Origin of the sequence: Streptococcus cristatus (assembly GCF_003943505.1) — a bacterium.
Taxonomy (GTDB): domain Bacteria; phylum Bacillota; class Bacilli; order Lactobacillales; family Streptococcaceae; genus Streptococcus; species Streptococcus cristatus_E.
In genome coordinates this window covers 1-14662 of the sequence record NZ_RJPS01000002.1, presented here as the reverse complement: position 1 = coordinate 14662, position 14662 = coordinate 1, and the positions used below count along the sequence as shown (strand labels likewise).

Below are 14662 nucleotides of genomic sequence, written 5' to 3'. Positions count from 1 at the left end.
CATTGATATTAGACTTTTTGTAAGCTCTGGCTTATTTTCTTTAGACCCATATACAAAAATGGCGTCACTACTAATAAAAATATGCCCAAAGCAATGAAAGACCAGTCAAAGCTAAAACGATCAATCAACCAGCCTGTCAGAGGGAAAATAACAATCATACTCAGGCTGAACATCATAGAATAGACACTGAGCATGGTCGCCCGTACCTCACTTGGCAACTGCTTTTGCAAATCATTGTCAAAAACCGGCTGAAAAAGTGCATACAAGGCGTTGCTGATTAGATAAATTAAAATATAGATGATCGGCGTTCCAAAGTAGGACAATAGGTAAGTCACTCCAGTCAGAAGGACTAATAATGGAAAAAGTTTCAAGGCTGAATACTTCTTTCCGACCTTGCTGGCCAGATAGACTGCCAAGATATTCAAAACACTGCCAATCAGCATGACCACCGAAATCTGCCAATCTTTTAAATCAGGCAATTGATTTTGATAATAAAAATAAAACATACACATCAGTGTTCCGATGATTTGGGACAGAATCATCCAGATGAAAAGGCTGGGATTTCTCTGCAACTCCTCTTTGACAGCCCAGATAATCTTTTTCATGGTCAGGCGTTCCGCTTTCTCTGCTTTGACACTTGGCTCCTTCAGCATCCAAGTCAAGAAAAGAACGACGATAGAGGTGCCAATCATGATATAGTAGGTCAGATGCAACTGCCCATGGACAAAAAATCCAGCCCAGACCGTTCCCAAAGACCGGGTCGCTTCAGCCACTCCAGACATGAAACTGGAGATGGACAGATACCGTTCCTTGAGTCCCGCCTCTACGGACGAATCATAGACCATAGCTGCGCTTGTCCCCGAATCAAAATTATAGGACCAAGCACTGATCATCATAGCCAGTGCATAAACCCAAAAGTTCCCCTGCCCGGCCAACATGAGAACAGAAGACACAATCCCGGCTATCCGGCTCAGATAAAGATTGGTCTTGTAGGAAAAGCGATCCGCCAACATCCCAGAAGGAATTTCACAAATAACGCTAGTCGCATGAAAAATACTTTCCAAAAGCCCAATCTGCCAAAGAGACATGCCGTTTTGACTTAGAAATAAAATCCAAAAACTGGTAATGCCTAGAAAGGCAAAAAATTCTACTCCGGCCATAAGACCGATATTTTTCCGATAACTTCTTTTAAACATATTTTCTCCTTTAACAAGTGTTTTCTAATTTCTATCCTTTGTCACTTGTTAATCTGCTGTTTACATGACTCCTACCTCTTCTTTCTCTAAAATTCTATATTTGGATTATTTCATAGTTCATTGTTGAAAAAACGCCACACGGGCGTTTGATTCATTTTTATGGTTTAATACGGTGTAACATACGTGGGAATGGAATGGCTTCACGGATATGCTTGGTTCCTGCTACAAAGGTTACCATCCGTTCGATACCGATACCAAATCCACCGTGTGGAACAGATCCATACTTACGAAGATCTAGGTAGAATTCATATTCTGATGTATCCATACCAAGCTCTTCCATTTTAGCGACCAGTGCGTCGTAATCTTCTTCACGCATAGAGCCACCGATGATTTCACCGTAGCCTTCTGGAGCAAGCAAGTCTGCACAGAGGACGCGATCTGAATTTCCAGGAACTGGTTTCATATAGAAAGCCTTGATGGCTGCTGGGTAGTTCACGACAAAGGTTGGTACACCAAAGTGGTTTGAAATCCATGTTTCATGTGGTGAACCGAAGTCATCACCATGTTCCAAATGCTCATAGTCTGCATCTTCATCATTTTCATGCGCTTGCAAGAGGTCAATCGCTTCATCATAGCTAACACGCTTGAAAGGCTCAGCAATATAGCGTTTCAAGAGTTCTACATCACGTTCCAATGTTTCCAAAGCTTGAGGAGCACGGTCCAATACACCTTGAATCAAGGCTTTGACATAAGCTTCCTGCAAGTCGAGTGACTCATCGTGAGTAACAAAATTATACTCCGCATCCATCATCCAGAACTCTGTCAAATGACGGCGAGTTTTTGATTTCTCAGCACGAAATACAGGTCCAAAGTCATAAACACGGCCCAAAGCCATAGCTCCCGCTTCCAGATAAAGCTGACCTGACTGACTCAAGTATGCTGGAGTTCCAAAGTAGTCTGTTTCAAAGAGTTCAGTCGAATCCTCTGCCGCATTTCCTGACAAGATTGGACTATCAAACTTCATAAAGCCATTCTTGTCAAAGAATTCATAGGTAGCGTAGATAATGGCATTGCGGATTTGCATCATAGCCACTTGCTTACGAGAACGCAGCCATAAGTGACGGTTATCCATGAGGAAATCAGTTCCGTGTTCTTTTGGCGTGATTGGATAGTCATTTGATTCACCGATGATTTCGATATCTGTAATATCAAGCTCGTAGCCAAATTTTGAGCGCTCGTCTTCTTTGACAATCCCTGTCACATAAACAGACGTTTCTTGGCTCAAGCGTTTGATAGTATCAAACTTCTCAAGTCCTACTTCTTCGCCAAATTTCTCAATAAAGTTAGGCTTGAAAGCTACACCTTGGAAAAAGGCAGAACCGTCGCGCAACTGCAAGAAAGCAATTTTCCCTTTTCCTGACTTGTTGGCTACCCAAGCACCAATCGTTACTTCTTCACCAACATGATTTTTCACATCAATAATTGTTACATTTTTCTTCGACACGTTTTTTCTCTTTTCTATTTTTATTCTTTGTGGCAGACTACTTCGACATTATTTCCATCTGGGTCTAGGATAAAAGCTGCATAATAAGGTAGATGATCACTCCGATAATCAGGTGCACCATTATCTTTTCCACCTGCCTTCAAACCCGCCTTGTAGCAAGTTCGAACCTGCTCGTGGTTTTCTGCAAAAAAAGCAAAGTGAATAGGAGACTGCTCTCCCTTTCCTAACCAAAAATCTCCACCAGGATGAGGACTGTTGGGGGCAACAAAACTGAGTAGAGAGTCAGTTCTAAAATCCAATTCGTAGCCAAGAGGAGCAAGAAAGCTTATATAAAAGTCTTTTGAAATTTGTAAATCCTTTACTTTAATCTCAAAATGATCAATCATTCTTACTTCTCCATGAAATCCTTGAGGCGTTGAACCGCTTCTTTTAGTGTATCCATGTCAGTCGCATAGCTGAGGCGGACATTTTCTGGCGCACCAAATCCGTCACCTGTCACTAGAGCCACACCTACTTCTTCTAAAATCGCTGTGGTAAAGGCCGTCACATCGGTATAGCCTTTCATTTCCATCGCTTTTTTAACATTTGGGAAGAGATAGAAGGCCCCCTGAGGCTTGACAACTTCAAAGCCAGACACTTGAGCCAGCAAAGGATAAATAGTATTTAGGCGTTCTTCAAAGGCCAATCTCATATTTTCGACCGTATCCTGACTACCCGTCAAGGCCTCAATAGCCGCATATTGCGCCACCGCTGTCGGATTAGAAGTCGTTTGCCCTGCAACCTTGCTCATCGCTGAGATAATTTCAGGCTCACCTACAGCATAGCCAATCCGCCAGCCCGTCATAGAATAGCTCTTGGAAACACCATTGATGACGACTGTTTGCTTACGAATTTCCTCTGACAGACTAGAAATCGGTGTGAATTTATTGCCGTTATAGACCAAGCGGCCATAAATATCATCGGCTAAGATCAAGATATCATGCTCAACAGCCCAATTTCCGATAGCCAGCAGCTCCTCTGCTGTATAAATCATACCAGTCGGATTGGATGGCGAGTTCAGAACCAAGACCTTAGTCTTCTCAGTGCGGGCAGCTTCCAGCTGGGCAACCGTCACCTTAAAGTCATTTTCCTCTGTCGCTTGAGCAAAAACAGGCTTTCCTTCGGCCATCAAGATCTGATCAGCATAGCTAACCCAATAAGGCGTCGGAATGATGACTTCATCCCCTGGATCAATCACGCTCATAAAGAAGGTGTAAAGAGAGAACTTAGCACCCGTTGCCACTGTCACTTGATTAGGCTGAATCTCATAGCCATAGTACTTGGCAAAATAGTCTACAACCGCTGCTTTCAGCTCAGGCAGACCACTTGTTACCGTATAAAAACTAGCTCTGCCATCTTCAATCGCTGCCATCGCTGCTTGTTGGATATTCTTAGGCGTCGGAAAATCCGGCTCTCCCAAGGTCAAAGAAAGGATATCCCTGCCTTCAGCCTTTAAAGCTTTCGCTCTAGCTGCCGCTGCCAAGGTCACGCTTTCTTCCATATTTAAAACACGATTGGATAATTTCATAGCCCCTCCTTGCTGAGCAATGTCTTACTTTCAAATCCGATATTGTAATAAGTGCTTCCAGACTTAATTTCCCAAACAGGCTGACCGTCTAAGTAACCAAAAGTGGTCTTATCAATAGAAGTCGCTCCATTTTCCTTGGCTGCTTGTTCTGCCTCTGCCTGACTCATCCCATCTTGCAAGCGATAGACATGGATTTTGTTGGAATTTTTGGAAATCAGAACAGCTTCTTCCTCTTTTTTACTAGTTGTCCCAATCAAGCTATAGTAGGACTCTTTGCCATTGTAAATCGCAAAGCTCGTCAGACTTTCCAAATCTGCATATTCCTTAGCGATTTTTTGAGAACCTTCCTTGGCTGACTGCCAAGGCTCGATAGCAAGGTGCAAGATCGTAAAAAATGAAAAAACAAGCGCCGTTAGGACTAGGAAAAGCCCAATGGCATAGTGCCTTATAGGAAATTTAGCCCTTTCTTTAATTTTATGTTTCACTGAATCATTATACTACAAATAGCCTGATTTTTCTAGGACTTTTATCACATTTGCATTTATTACTATTTATTGATAAAATATTGCTATGAGAATAACTGAAAACCTAGATAACGAGACTCTACTTGACCTCAAGACAATTATCGTTCTTCATAAGGCGGAGCGCACTATTCGAAATCTCGAAGCTCAAATTTTTAAAAAGCACAATTTGACGCCTACCCAATTTTCCGTCTTGGAAACCTTATATAGTAAAGGAGAGTTGCGGATTCAAGATTTGATTGATAGCATGCTGGCTACTTCGGGAAATATGACGGTTGTTATCAAAAACATGGAAAGAGATGGCTGGATAAGTCGCAGCTGCGATCCCAATGATCGCCGCTCCTTCCTCATCCGACTAACCGACCAAGGCCAGAAAAAGATCGAGACTGTCTTGCCAGAGCACATCGCCAATATCCGCCACATAACTGACCTCCTCTCCCAAAACGACAAAGAAGATTTAGTGCGGATTTTAAAAACTTTCAAAAAGCTGAGCTAAATTATTGCTAATTAGTGACAATTGTTGTAACATAGATAGTAACAAGAGGAGCACCTCTTAAATAAAGATAAAATGGAGGACACACTTATGTCTAAAGTACTATTTATTGTTGGCTCACTTCGTCAAGGTTCATTCAATCATCAGTTGGCAGCTCAAGCAGAAAAGGCTCTAGCTGGTAAAGCTGAGGTAGCTTACCTTGATTACAAGGATGTACCATTCTTTAACCAAGACCTCGAAAGTCCAGCTCCAGCTGCTGTTGCCAAGGTTCGTGAAGAAATCCTTGCAGCTGATGCTATCTGGATCTTCTCACCTGTCTACAACTGGGCTATCCCAGGCGTTGTAAAAAACTTGCTCGACTGGACTTCACGCGCACTTGATTTGTCAGACCCAAGCGGCCCTTCTGCCCTCAATGCCAAAGTGGTGACTGTTTCATCTGTTGCTAACGGCACTTCACCTGACGAAGTCTTCAAGCACTACCGTAGCCTCCTTCCATTTATTCGCATGAATGTGGTTGACCAATTTACTGGTGTCGGTATCAATCCAGAAGCTTGGGGAACTGGTCAATTAGTCCTTGCAGAAGACAAGCTTGCTGAGCTATCTGCCCAAGCAGATGCCCTCCTAGCAGCTATCAACTAAGATAAAATAAAAAAACATGAAGCAAAATTTCTCAGAAAGACTGCTCCATGTTTTTTCTTATTTTAAAATGATGGCTGCGACGATTGGACTGACAATCACATACATGATTCCTGTCACACCGATTGCAAGGCCGGCCATAGCTCCTGCAACCTGTCCATATTTAAAGGCCGTTCCCGTACCAACCGCATGACCAGTCCCTCCTAAAGCCAGACCAATCGCTACTGGATCCTTAATTTTTAGCAGTTTAAGAATGGTCGGTCCCATGACACTTGTCAAAATACCTGTCGCCACAACAACCACCAAGGTAACAGTTGTCAGCCCCTGCATTTTATCAGTAATGCCTACTGCCATCGCTGTTGTGACAGATTTTGGAAATAGGGAAATCGCTAAAAAGAAATCCATCCCAAAGAATTTTGCAAGTAGAGCCGTGAAAGTCGTATTGACCACCACAGCCACAAAGGTTCCTAGCAGAATACTACGAGCATGGTGTTTCATCAGGTGGAAGGTTTTATAAAGCGGAATTCCTAAAGCAACCGTAGACGGTACGATTAAATTGTTCAAATAAGCCCCACCGACATAGTAGTCCTTATAAGAAATACCTGTTAATTTCAAGAAAGCAATGACCAAAATCGCTGCTAAAAGGAGAGGCGTTGTCAGAGGATGAGGAAATCTACGGAAAATCAGCATCCCGATGAGGTAGGCAAAAATGGACAAGGCGAGACCAAATAGTGGATTGCTCCAAAGATTAGACATGATCCATCCCTCCTTCCTCATAATCGCCTTCAAAATGCTGCTTGATGAACTGTACGACAAGGGCAATGACGATCACATTTAAAACAATGGCACCAAGGATAATCAAGATAATCGGTAGCAGGTAAGGAGCAATCACATGAAATTTATCCATAATCCCAACTGCCGGAGGTAGAAAAAGAATGGTCATATTGGCTAACAGAAAATTGCCGACCATACTGACGTGGCGGAGTCTCAATAACTTAAACTGCAGAGCAAGAAATAGCAAGATTAAGCCGATAATACTACCTGGAATGGGAAGATGGAAGACACTTGATATCCCCTCTCCAATGATGGAAATCGAGAAAATAATCATCAACTGGACATATAACTTCATGCAGAACCTCCAAAACTTTCTATGTACAGTTTACTCCTTTTCAGAAAAATTTCAAGGTTTTTCTAAAATAAAAAAGATGGAAACGAATCCATCTGATTGCTTACAACTATACTTGCTTCTGCATTCCGCGGATCTAGCATTAAACAAAGTGATTATCGTTCTTCGTCCTGCTATCAAAAAAAACGCCTTTAGGCGCTTCTTGACATACAACGGAAGACATGGGATTCGAACCCACGCACGCTTTTACACGCCTACTGCGTTTCCAACACAGCCTCTTAAGCCTCTTGAGTAATCTTCCATACAAGAGAAAGACTTGCTTTCTCAAAACTTTATCCATTATACCACATTGCAGCTCCAGCCGCTATACTTTCCGTTATATTTTTTCGAAATTTCTATTAATTCCCAAACATGTTGGTTGATGCTAGGGAGCTCTGTGGTATCGAATCGGGATATTTCTAGTTTGTAAGGACGAGGATCGCCTTCTTCTTTTTTCCTAGAAGAAATATCATAATCAAGAGCAGAGGCATCCCCCATAAAGGAAACACGATCATCGTAAGTCTCAAAACTAAACTGATGCCTGATTTCCCGTAGTTGATTATGGTCGTCCCCTTCTTTTTCTAGGCGATACCAGATACGCTGGTTTAAAATAGATTGGTACTCATATTCATTTGGATACAAGAAGTCAAAGTATTGTTTCCATTCAGGATCCACCAGAGTAGCTGAATTATATTGATACTTCGAAAACTGCTCCATTACCTGAGCAATAATCGGCATGTGCCGCTCTCTATCTCTCAAATAGTAATAAAATTCTATATGACCATCTGTGATGACTACTCCGACATAGATAGCCGCAATGCGCTTCATCGCTTCTGAAAGACGATCTTCGATGAGGTTCAAATTAGAAAATTCGTCATAATCTGGAAACCCTGTTTCTGGATCAACATTCAAAATAGCAATTCTCAAACGTAGTGCATAAGTATAGGATGGATAGGGAGCAATAGAATTCAACGCTAAATTTAGACGGATACTAGCCATTCGGTCATCAATAAGGGTCGAAAAAGAGCCCCATTCATTCGGAAGATTTTCTAAATCAACAGAAACTTCCTCAATGGGTAGATGACTATCTTGACTCTTCCCTAAGATTTTTCCAAAAAAACTCATATCATTAAAAACCTCATTTACATATCCCTATGGAGCTTAATGGAGAAGTCAGAAAAGCTTTAAAATCAATACATTTGTTGTTTTCTAGTCCTTTTCCTAACTCTTTCTAAAAAATCCGAAAAACTCCTTCAACTTTACTAGTATATCATATTTTAAAAGATTATCAAATCGTTTAATTTTTGCGAAAACAGACCGAGATATCTGTTGGTCTACTTTGATAGGTTGAAGGACATTATAAAGAACATCTGTTTCATGCGCTCTATTCTATTTTCAAAGAAGGATATGAGAGAACGCTTAGCAAATTATATTGATTTTTAGAGAGTGGGACAGAAATCGGTAATTCGTTAGAATTCGATTTCGTCGTCCCACCTCCGACAGTTGAGTAAGGCTGTAAAAGCTGATGAAATCAGCGTAATAGAGCCCACTCAACCACTGCGTCTTGCTCGACAATCCAAAGACAATTGAGAGGCTAGGACTTTTGTCCCAGCCTCTTGTTGTATCCCTTTTTCAAAAAGTTTAAAAAGGTTTAGAAAGTATAAAATAAAAAACGCTGATAAATCAACGTTTTAAGAAGTTTTAGAAAGGTTTAGAAACCAAAAATGGAGCCGGTGGGAGTGTCGAAATCTCAGTTAAATCAGCTTATTTTCTGATTTGTAACTCTTTTTCTGACTCTCTTTCAAAATTCCGCGAAGCTCCTTTAACTTTAATAGTATATCACATTTTAGGAGATTATCAAATCGCTTGGCTTTCGCGTGAAAAATCACGAGAAAACAGACCAGCATCGCTGCCAGTCTGCCAAGTCTATCACTACGGAAAATTTTAAATTTTTCCATTATAACAGAAAAAAGCCCCAGCCTTTCGGCCGGGGTAGATTAAAATTTAAGAAATTATATTTTTTGTTTATCGCAGTTTCCGCTGCGTCTACATCTCTGTAGCGTCAACCAGATAGGCATCTTCTACCCACTGATCAGATTGAGGATGGTTGATCCGTGACCAACCGTTGACTTTTTCATAGACTCGCACCCGAGTACCTGCAGGCAGAAATTCCTTATCCGGGCTAGCAGAATTTGGAGCGGATTCGACCCAATAATCATCTGCTAAGCTCGCTTCGTAATAAGGCATATCCGAATTTGCCAGTGGGGTATTTACATCTAGCTCATGCTCGAATTGAGATGTGGCAGCTTGCTGGATAGCTGGTGCCGACTGCGTAGGTGCTGCCGCGCCAGTATATCGGTAAGCGTAGATGTACGGGCATCCGTTGTACTCCCAGATTTGGTCATGGCTGTTGACTGTGATGCCGTTATAGCCATAATTACAATGGATGATGTTATCTGCATCCACAAAGATACCTGTGTGGCCGCCAGCTCCTGAGCTGTAGCCGCGTTGTCCCCAGATGAAGATATCACCCCGCTGGGCATCCCAGCCTTGGTTTTCAGCGATTAGCTCGTAGCCATTTTGAGTGAGCCAGTCGTGCATAGCTTCCGTGTTGACCGCCCAGCCGTGGTCAGATGCCCCAGCAGAGCGCAAGGCGAAGTAAACAGACGAGCTGCAGTCATAGCTAGATGGACCATTTCGATAGTCCATGGAGTAGGTAACTGCTCCCTCGCGAGCTGCCATCCATGCAATTGATTGTTCGACGTTAATTCCCATTGTTTTTTCTCCTCCTATTTATCAAACTGGCTAGCATCAATGATGTAAGTCACCTCGCCCACGATTTGCAGCGGTGTAGGCAATTGACGCACATTGCTAGCATTGACCAGCACACGTCCATCTGGCATTAAGACAAAATCAATCGTAGCTTGTGGATGAATTTTACCTTGAGAAATCACCTTAGCTGTAAATGTTACAGGATGCGCAGGCTTAAAGCCTTCTGCGATTCTTTCGGTCAAGGTATATTGTCCGTTATCCCAGCGTTGCGTCGCTGGTGTAGAGATATGAGCTCGTACTTGAGCTTCTTCATTTCGAGCTAGATAGAGTTTTGACCCGAAGCCAAAACGAAAATTTCCTTCTGCATATTCAGTTACTTTTACTTTTGTCATTTTTTTATTTTCCTTTCAAATTTTCATTCATTTCTTTTACTGCGGCCTCGATAAAGACATCGAGGTCTTTATCTGCCATGTAGATGTTATATTTTTCCAGCTCGGTGAGAATCGCCCCTTTTGCCTGAGCAAGCTTCTGCTCACCTTTAAATCCGGTCTCTTTCGCAATCTGCTCCACAGCATTTACTGCGTTTTTGGTCAAGATTTCGACAATTTTGATTGATTTCTCTCCACCTTTTGCGATCAAAAATTCCTTGACCGCCTTAACCGCGACTCCTGCTAAAATAGTCAGAATGCCAATTGCTGAGCTTAAAACAAGCTCTGTGATTTGTTGCATGTATTACTCTCCTTTGTTTTTATCATTATCTTTATCAAGCAAACTCTGAAATGCTTTCAGGATTGGCTGAAAAATAGTGACATTTCCTTTTAATTTTCGGTAATTTTCGATGAGTGATTGGAATGTAAATGCGATGTACCCGAGATAAATCGAGTACAAGAATGCGAAGCCTGTTTTTTCAGGCAACAGCACGGACATCGGGATGAGAATCATCAGCAAGAGGACTCCTAAAATCTTGCGAAGGAGTCCATTGATGCCGATTTTGCTCTTGTACTCAATGTCAGGATTCACAATAGCCGCAACCGTACCTGTTATAAAATCAATGATTTCCATTGATACAATCAATGCCAGGGCGTACAATACCAATCCATCTTCAGTCTGGATTACACTTCTAAAAAAATTGAAAAATTCAATTTGCATATACACCCCTACTCTTTATGTTCTGTTTTTGGCTCTGTCCAATCTGGGTTACCCTCTGCGTCAAAAGTCATGATGTGGTACTCAAGGTTAAACAGGTCTGAGACGTTGATTGTGGTAGTTGTACCGCCCCATTGAGTAAATGCCCAGACAGTTTCTACGTCTTTAAATTGACGACGGCCATTGACGATGACAGGGCGCTTTTGGACATCTCGGTACATATAAAAGTCATTCGTAGCATTCTTGCAGCGGATAAACTCACCATTTTCCTTCATGTAGTTGAGGGCGGTTGCCAAATCAAAAGGTTCTGTGATGTTTTTAAGATCGAGTAAAGTGTTTTCAGCAGTTGTAGTCATAATTATTCCCCTTTTTCTGTCTCTGGTGCTGCGCTTGTTTCAAGCGAGTTTTCAAGCTCTGCATTACGCTCTAAAGCCTGCTGCAGTTGCGCTTGCAGCTCTTCTTTTTGAGCTTCAAGTTTTGCAATTGTTAATGATTTACTAGCGATTTCAATCGCTAGCTTAGATTGGATATTTTCGTTCATATTTTCTCCTTTTTAAATCGAGTCCCAAGTACGAATAACATCACCTCGGCCTGTGATGTTTACTAAATGTTTAAAGTTTGTATTAAATTGATTCAATATATTTTTTAAGCTTGTGTATGTTTTAGCGTTTTGGTACAATCTCACATCACCTATGCTTAAAAGCGAACTAGGACGATCAGAGGCGTTGTAAGCGTCAATTCCCAATTTATTAGGCAATGTTATGACATTCCACCCATCGGGCGAATTGTACGGAGAACTAGTCAATCTGACTAAATCCCCTACAACATCAATTTGGTCAACATCAGGTCCGTTCCAAGCACGGATTCCAACGAAACCGCCATTATTAGCATCTTCGTTACCTCCTCTATTAGACCCAATTACCGTAACGCCAGCAAGGCCTTTGCCAACGACGGCTCCAGTCTCAAATTTTACGAATTGGGTAGGATAACCTGTTAAAACCCGTCTCATGGCAGCTCGATCTGTGTAGTAATTGATTTGTCCATTGTTGAGGTCGATTTGCATCGCATTATTCTGCGCCGTAATGACCTTACCTTTCATCCACTCGATAAATGCTAGCTCAATCTTGGACTTGATAAAATTCGCATCTAAACCGACGATTTTATTAGCATTCAGATTGATGATGTTGACATTCGCTGCGTTGAGCGTTCCTGCTGTGATTTTATCAGCCAGCATGCTTTCAATCATGGCATTCTTGATGATCCCGTTGTCAATCAAAGCTTTCCCGTCCAAGTGGATAGACTCACCTTGGATGCGGACGTTCGGACCAGTCATATTGATTTGACTGACGATATCGCCATTCGAATTTAGGTTTTGCACTGCCCAGGCATTTGCTATCTGATATTGCACTGTTCGAAGACCGAGGTTTTTCGAGACCTCGACCTGAAACAGCTCGTTGCTCAGAGTCATGCGAGAGACCTTGTCTGCGACCTCTTTTTCAGTCGAGCCAATCAATCGCTCATAGAGCTTGCTAGTCTCTTGTACGCGTTGAAAGTCAGTCTGGCTGGCTTTGCCTGTGATTTGCTGAGTAATCGTAGTCAGCTGACCTTCTGCCGTGCGCTTAAACTCCGCCAAACTAGTCTTGGTTTCGTTTAGGCCAGTCTCGACCCTGCCGACTTTATTCAGCGTTTCCTGAGCCGACTGTTTCCACGTATTAAAGCTCGTCAATGAGCCGTTGGCTGTGTTGAGGGCGGCTTGCACGCTGGCCAGTTGGCCGTCTATGCCTTGCCTAAATTCAGCCAGCTTTGTGTCTGCGTAGCTCGTTGCATCCTCTGGAGCGGGTGACCAGCTCGTATACACTGACCCGCTCTCAACCTTGGCAAGTCGCCACTCAAGCGATCCGCTCGCGATAAAATCAGTCCTAAACATCCAATTCCAGTAGGCATTCTTCAGATGATTTTCTGTGATTTTAAAAGAGTGTTCGAATGTGATCTCTCCGCTACCGCTAATGGTTTTAGCAGGGCTACCATTGTAAGATCCAGCTGTCCATCCAGTCACATTTCCATTGCCTTGCATCCAGACAGTCGCCGTTTTACCAGTCGCTGGTCGGACATCAGTATATTTGAGTATGATCTTAGACCTCAATGTGTCTCCGACTTGCAAGCCGTCAGTCAAAACTTTGTAGAGAGATGGGCAAACATTCGCATTCCCAGAAAAGTTTGTAAAAGGCGTAGACCATTCTTTGCTTGTTCCTAACGCAAGATTTCGTCCACCTACTGCCAGCTCCTCAAAGCGTCTGCTTATGCTCCGCACGTCTTCAGTGTGCTGCGCTTTGGCAACGTAGCCAGCCTCAATAGCCTTACGCTCAGCTGTTAGCTGGCGTGCTGTTTCCTCACGGGAGAAAGTGCGCAAGGCTTCTGCTCTCGTGCCGTCAGAGTTGACGTAGGCTTGGACCGCTGACAAGTCTGTGCGCAAGCCTTGAGCCGTGCGCTCAAAGGTAGCCTTGGCCTCGGTGATGAGGCCGTCTGCGTCTTCAGGGGCGGGTGACCAGTCAGTCGGTACTGTACTAATTTCGAGTTTTGGATAGCCGGCAACTGCTCCAGCTCCAGTCTGGATGTATAGGTTCGCAACAAAATCAACCCAATTATCTTTGAAATCAAAGACCTGATAGATTCGTTTCTTAGAGATATTTCCTGTTCCCGTCTCCCAAACCTCAGGCCAATCTCTGTGTACTGAGCCAGCAATTCCTGCGGATGCAGATAAACCAAATCTTCCCTGGTTTTGGGCAACAACATTTTCTCCCGAAACCTGCACACTCATCACAATTTTCTTTCCTTTTGCATGCTTGACAAAATCAGGATGGACCTTGATTCCTTTGTTTCCAGATGTGATTTCGAAGTCGGAATTTAAAAAATAATTCCGACCGCCAACCGACAGGCTCGCAAGTTCCTCACGCAACCGCCCAGCCTCTGCTGTGACCAAGGCTCTATCAGCCTTGTCTTTGGTAGCGTTGATGATTTCTTGGCTGATTCGATTCGCTCGCACNTCAAACTCAGCTGTGCTCAATTTTGAGTNCAGCTTATTCTGTGTGTCGGTCTCTAAAGACTTGACCGAGGCCGATATCCTGTCTGAGAGCAAGTTCAAGGCACTACTGTCAGCCTTAGTCTTGAGCCCCTCACGCAAGCTAGATACGCCAGCTTCGANNGAGTCNGCTCGTTGTTTAAAACTGGATNCAACAGCTGAGATTTGATTTTCGACATCTTCAGGGGCTTCTGAGTAAGGCGTATCTGTGTCGCTTACTTCAAATTTTGNCATCCAAATCCAGACCGTGTCNGCTCTGTTGAGATTNAACAGCCATTCGTTNGTCGTTAANTTNGACAACCCAGTCCAANNNNTCGNNANNTTAACCACATANCGCTTGACTTCCGTGGTCAAGGTCACATTCCCGTCTTTATAACCAATATTTCCAAGTCTTGACCGTAAAATCGTTCCAGCATTTTCTGCTTTGGCATAAAAGCTGATGGTCACATTCTGATTGGTCATGCTTCCCGGCGCTACTTTGCCATATTGCCCAGTAGCTGGATAAGTGATTTTAGGGTTTCCGCCGTCCTTGCCAGCTGGGTCTTGCCCAACGATTTTCAAGGCGTTGTGCCCAAGATACTTG

General features: G+C 43.0%; 17 protein-coding genes, 1 tRNA gene and 1 pseudogene. 2 read left to right on the top strand and 17 right to left on the bottom strand.

Annotated features, from left to right (window positions below; all coding sequences use genetic code 11):
• Positions 1 to 8: 8 nt before the first annotated feature.
• The 5 genes from D8792_RS02055 to D8792_RS02035 form a co-directional block, all read right to left on the bottom strand.
• On the bottom strand, positions 9 to 1196 hold the full coding sequence (locus D8792_RS02055; RefSeq protein WP_125372679.1) for an MFS transporter: 1188 nt from the start codon (positions 1194 to 1196) through the stop codon (positions 9 to 11).
• A gap of 157 nt (positions 1197 to 1353) precedes the next feature.
• Entirely contained in the window at positions 1354 to 2700 is a 1347-nt protein-coding gene (gene asnS / locus D8792_RS02050; protein WP_125372678.1) for an asparagine--tRNA ligase, read from the bottom strand.
• A 20-nt stretch (positions 2701 to 2720) separates the two neighbouring features.
• Positions 2721 to 3086 (bottom strand): VOC family protein, encoded by a 366-nt coding sequence (locus tag D8792_RS02045; RefSeq protein ID WP_125372677.1) that lies wholly within the window; start codon positions 3084 to 3086, stop codon positions 2721 to 2723.
• 2 nt (positions 3087 to 3088) lie between these two features.
• The gene (locus D8792_RS02040; protein ID WP_125372676.1) at positions 3089 to 4267 is read right to left on the bottom strand and encodes a pyridoxal phosphate-dependent aminotransferase; all 1179 of its coding nucleotides are present in this window, start codon (positions 4265 to 4267) and stop codon (positions 3089 to 3091) included.
• A complete protein-coding gene (locus tag D8792_RS02035; RefSeq protein WP_125372675.1) occupies positions 4264 to 4752 on the bottom strand; it encodes a cell wall elongation regulator TseB-like domain-containing protein in 489 nt (162 codons plus the stop codon). The genes D8792_RS02040 and D8792_RS02035 overlap by 4 nt, the downstream gene beginning before the upstream one ends.
• Before the next feature lie 85 nt (positions 4753 to 4837).
• Here D8792_RS02035 and D8792_RS02030 point away from each other — a divergent pair, with 85 nt between their 5' ends.
• Positions 4838 to 5284 (top strand): MarR family winged helix-turn-helix transcriptional regulator, encoded by a 447-nt coding sequence (locus D8792_RS02030; RefSeq protein ID WP_125372674.1) that lies wholly within the window; start codon positions 4838 to 4840, stop codon positions 5282 to 5284.
• 87 nt (positions 5285 to 5371) lie between these two features.
• Positions 5372 to 5920, top strand: a complete 549-nt coding sequence (locus D8792_RS02025; protein ID WP_125372673.1) for an NADPH-dependent FMN reductase — start codon at positions 5372 to 5374, stop codon at positions 5918 to 5920.
• 57 nt (positions 5921 to 5977) lie between these two features.
• Here D8792_RS02025 and D8792_RS02020 read toward each other — a convergent pair whose 3' ends face one another.
• The 12 genes and pseudogenes from D8792_RS02020 to D8792_RS11855 form a co-directional block, all read right to left on the bottom strand.
• A complete protein-coding gene (locus D8792_RS02020; protein ID WP_125372672.1) occupies positions 5978 to 6673 on the bottom strand; it encodes an LrgB family protein in 696 nt (231 codons plus the stop codon).
• Positions 6666 to 7046, bottom strand: a complete 381-nt coding sequence (locus D8792_RS02015) for a CidA/LrgA family protein (RefSeq protein WP_005590547.1) — start codon at positions 7044 to 7046, stop codon at positions 6666 to 6668. Before D8792_RS02015 ends, D8792_RS02020 begins: the two co-directional genes overlap by 8 nt.
• A 210-nt stretch (positions 7047 to 7256) precedes the next feature.
• Positions 7257 to 7344 (bottom strand) — tRNA-Ser (locus D8792_RS02010).
• A gap of 38 nt (positions 7345 to 7382) precedes the next feature.
• Positions 7383 to 8207: a DUF695 domain-containing protein gene (locus tag D8792_RS02005; RefSeq protein WP_125372671.1), complete on the bottom strand. Its 825-nt coding sequence runs from the start codon at positions 8205 to 8207 to the stop codon at positions 7383 to 7385.
• Between the two features lie 921 nt (positions 8208 to 9128).
• A complete protein-coding gene (locus tag D8792_RS02000; protein ID WP_125372670.1) occupies positions 9129 to 9857 on the bottom strand; it encodes a peptidoglycan amidohydrolase family protein in 729 nt (242 codons plus the stop codon).
• A 14-nt stretch (positions 9858 to 9871) separates the two neighbouring features.
• The gene (locus tag D8792_RS01995) at positions 9872 to 10246 is read right to left on the bottom strand and encodes a hypothetical protein (RefSeq protein WP_125372669.1); all 375 of its coding nucleotides are present in this window, start codon (positions 10244 to 10246) and stop codon (positions 9872 to 9874) included.
• Positions 10247 to 10250: 4 nt separating this feature from the next.
• Positions 10251 to 10583 carry a phage holin gene (locus tag D8792_RS01990; RefSeq protein ID WP_125372668.1) on the bottom strand — a complete coding sequence of 111 codons (333 nt, stop codon included), beginning with the start codon at positions 10581 to 10583 and terminating at the stop codon, positions 10251 to 10253.
• Positions 10584 to 10586: 3 nt separating this feature from the next.
• Positions 10587 to 11003, bottom strand: coding sequence for a phage holin family protein (locus D8792_RS01985; RefSeq protein WP_125372667.1), 417 nt, complete (start codon positions 11001 to 11003; stop codon positions 10587 to 10589).
• Between the two features lie 8 nt (positions 11004 to 11011).
• A complete protein-coding gene (locus D8792_RS01980; protein ID WP_125372666.1) occupies positions 11012 to 11356 on the bottom strand; it encodes a hypothetical protein in 345 nt (114 codons plus the stop codon).
• A gap of 2 nt (positions 11357 to 11358) precedes the next feature.
• Entirely contained in the window at positions 11359 to 11541 is a 183-nt protein-coding gene (locus D8792_RS01975; protein WP_125372665.1) for a hypothetical protein, read from the bottom strand.
• 12 nt (positions 11542 to 11553) lie between these two features.
• Positions 11554 to 13818, bottom strand: coding sequence for a gp58-like family protein (locus D8792_RS11880; protein WP_514132993.1), 2265 nt, complete (start codon positions 13816 to 13818; stop codon positions 11554 to 11556).
• A gap of 81 nt (positions 13819 to 13899) precedes the next feature.
• Positions 13900 to 14662 (bottom strand): annotated as a pseudogene (locus tag D8792_RS11855) (hypothetical protein); the annotation flags it as partial.

Bases quoted from the DNA above. Each gene is read 5' to 3' on its own strand.
- D8792_RS02055 (WP_125372679.1), bottom strand. From the start codon at position 1,196: ATGTTTAAAAGAAGTTATCGGAAAAATATCGGTCTTATGGCCGGAGTA.
- D8792_RS02045 (WP_125372677.1), bottom strand. From the start codon at position 3,086: ATGATTGATCATTTTGAGATTAAAGTAAAGGATTTACAAATTTCAAAA.
- D8792_RS02040 (WP_125372676.1), bottom strand. From the start codon at position 4,267: ATGAAATTATCCAATCGTGTTTTAAATATGGAAGAAAGCGTGACCTTG.
- D8792_RS02030 (WP_125372674.1), top strand. From the start codon at position 4,838: ATGAGAATAACTGAAAACCTAGATAACGAGACTCTACTTGACCTCAAG.
- D8792_RS02025 (WP_125372673.1), top strand. From the start codon at position 5,372: ATGTCTAAAGTACTATTTATTGTTGGCTCACTTCGTCAAGGTTCATTC.
- D8792_RS02020 (WP_125372672.1), bottom strand. From the start codon at position 6,673: ATGTCTAATCTTTGGAGCAATCCACTATTTGGTCTCGCCTTGTCCATT.
- D8792_RS02015 (WP_005590547.1), bottom strand. From the start codon at position 7,046: ATGAAGTTATATGTCCAGTTGATGATTATTTTCTCGATTTCCATCATT.
- D8792_RS02005 (WP_125372671.1), bottom strand. From the start codon at position 8,207: ATGAGTTTTTTTGGAAAAATCTTAGGGAAGAGTCAAGATAGTCATCTA.
- D8792_RS02000 (WP_125372670.1), bottom strand. From the start codon at position 9,857: ATGGGAATTAACGTCGAACAATCAATTGCATGGATGGCAGCTCGCGAG.
- D8792_RS01995 (WP_125372669.1), bottom strand. From the start codon at position 10,246: ATGACAAAAGTAAAAGTAACTGAATATGCAGAAGGAAATTTTCGTTTT.
- D8792_RS01990 (WP_125372668.1), bottom strand. From the start codon at position 10,583: ATGCAACAAATCACAGAGCTTGTTTTAAGCTCAGCAATTGGCATTCTG.
- D8792_RS01985 (WP_125372667.1), bottom strand. From the start codon at position 11,003: ATGCAAATTGAATTTTTCAATTTTTTTAGAAGTGTAATCCAGACTGAA.
- D8792_RS01980 (WP_125372666.1), bottom strand. From the start codon at position 11,356: ATGACTACAACTGCTGAAAACACTTTACTCGATCTTAAAAACATCACA.
- D8792_RS01975 (WP_125372665.1), bottom strand. From the start codon at position 11,541: ATGAACGAAAATATCCAATCTAAGCTAGCGATTGAAATCGCTAGTAAA.
- D8792_RS11880 (WP_514132993.1), bottom strand. From the start codon at position 13,818: ATGAGTGTGCAGGTTTCGGGAGAAAATGTTGTTGCCCAAAACCAGGGA.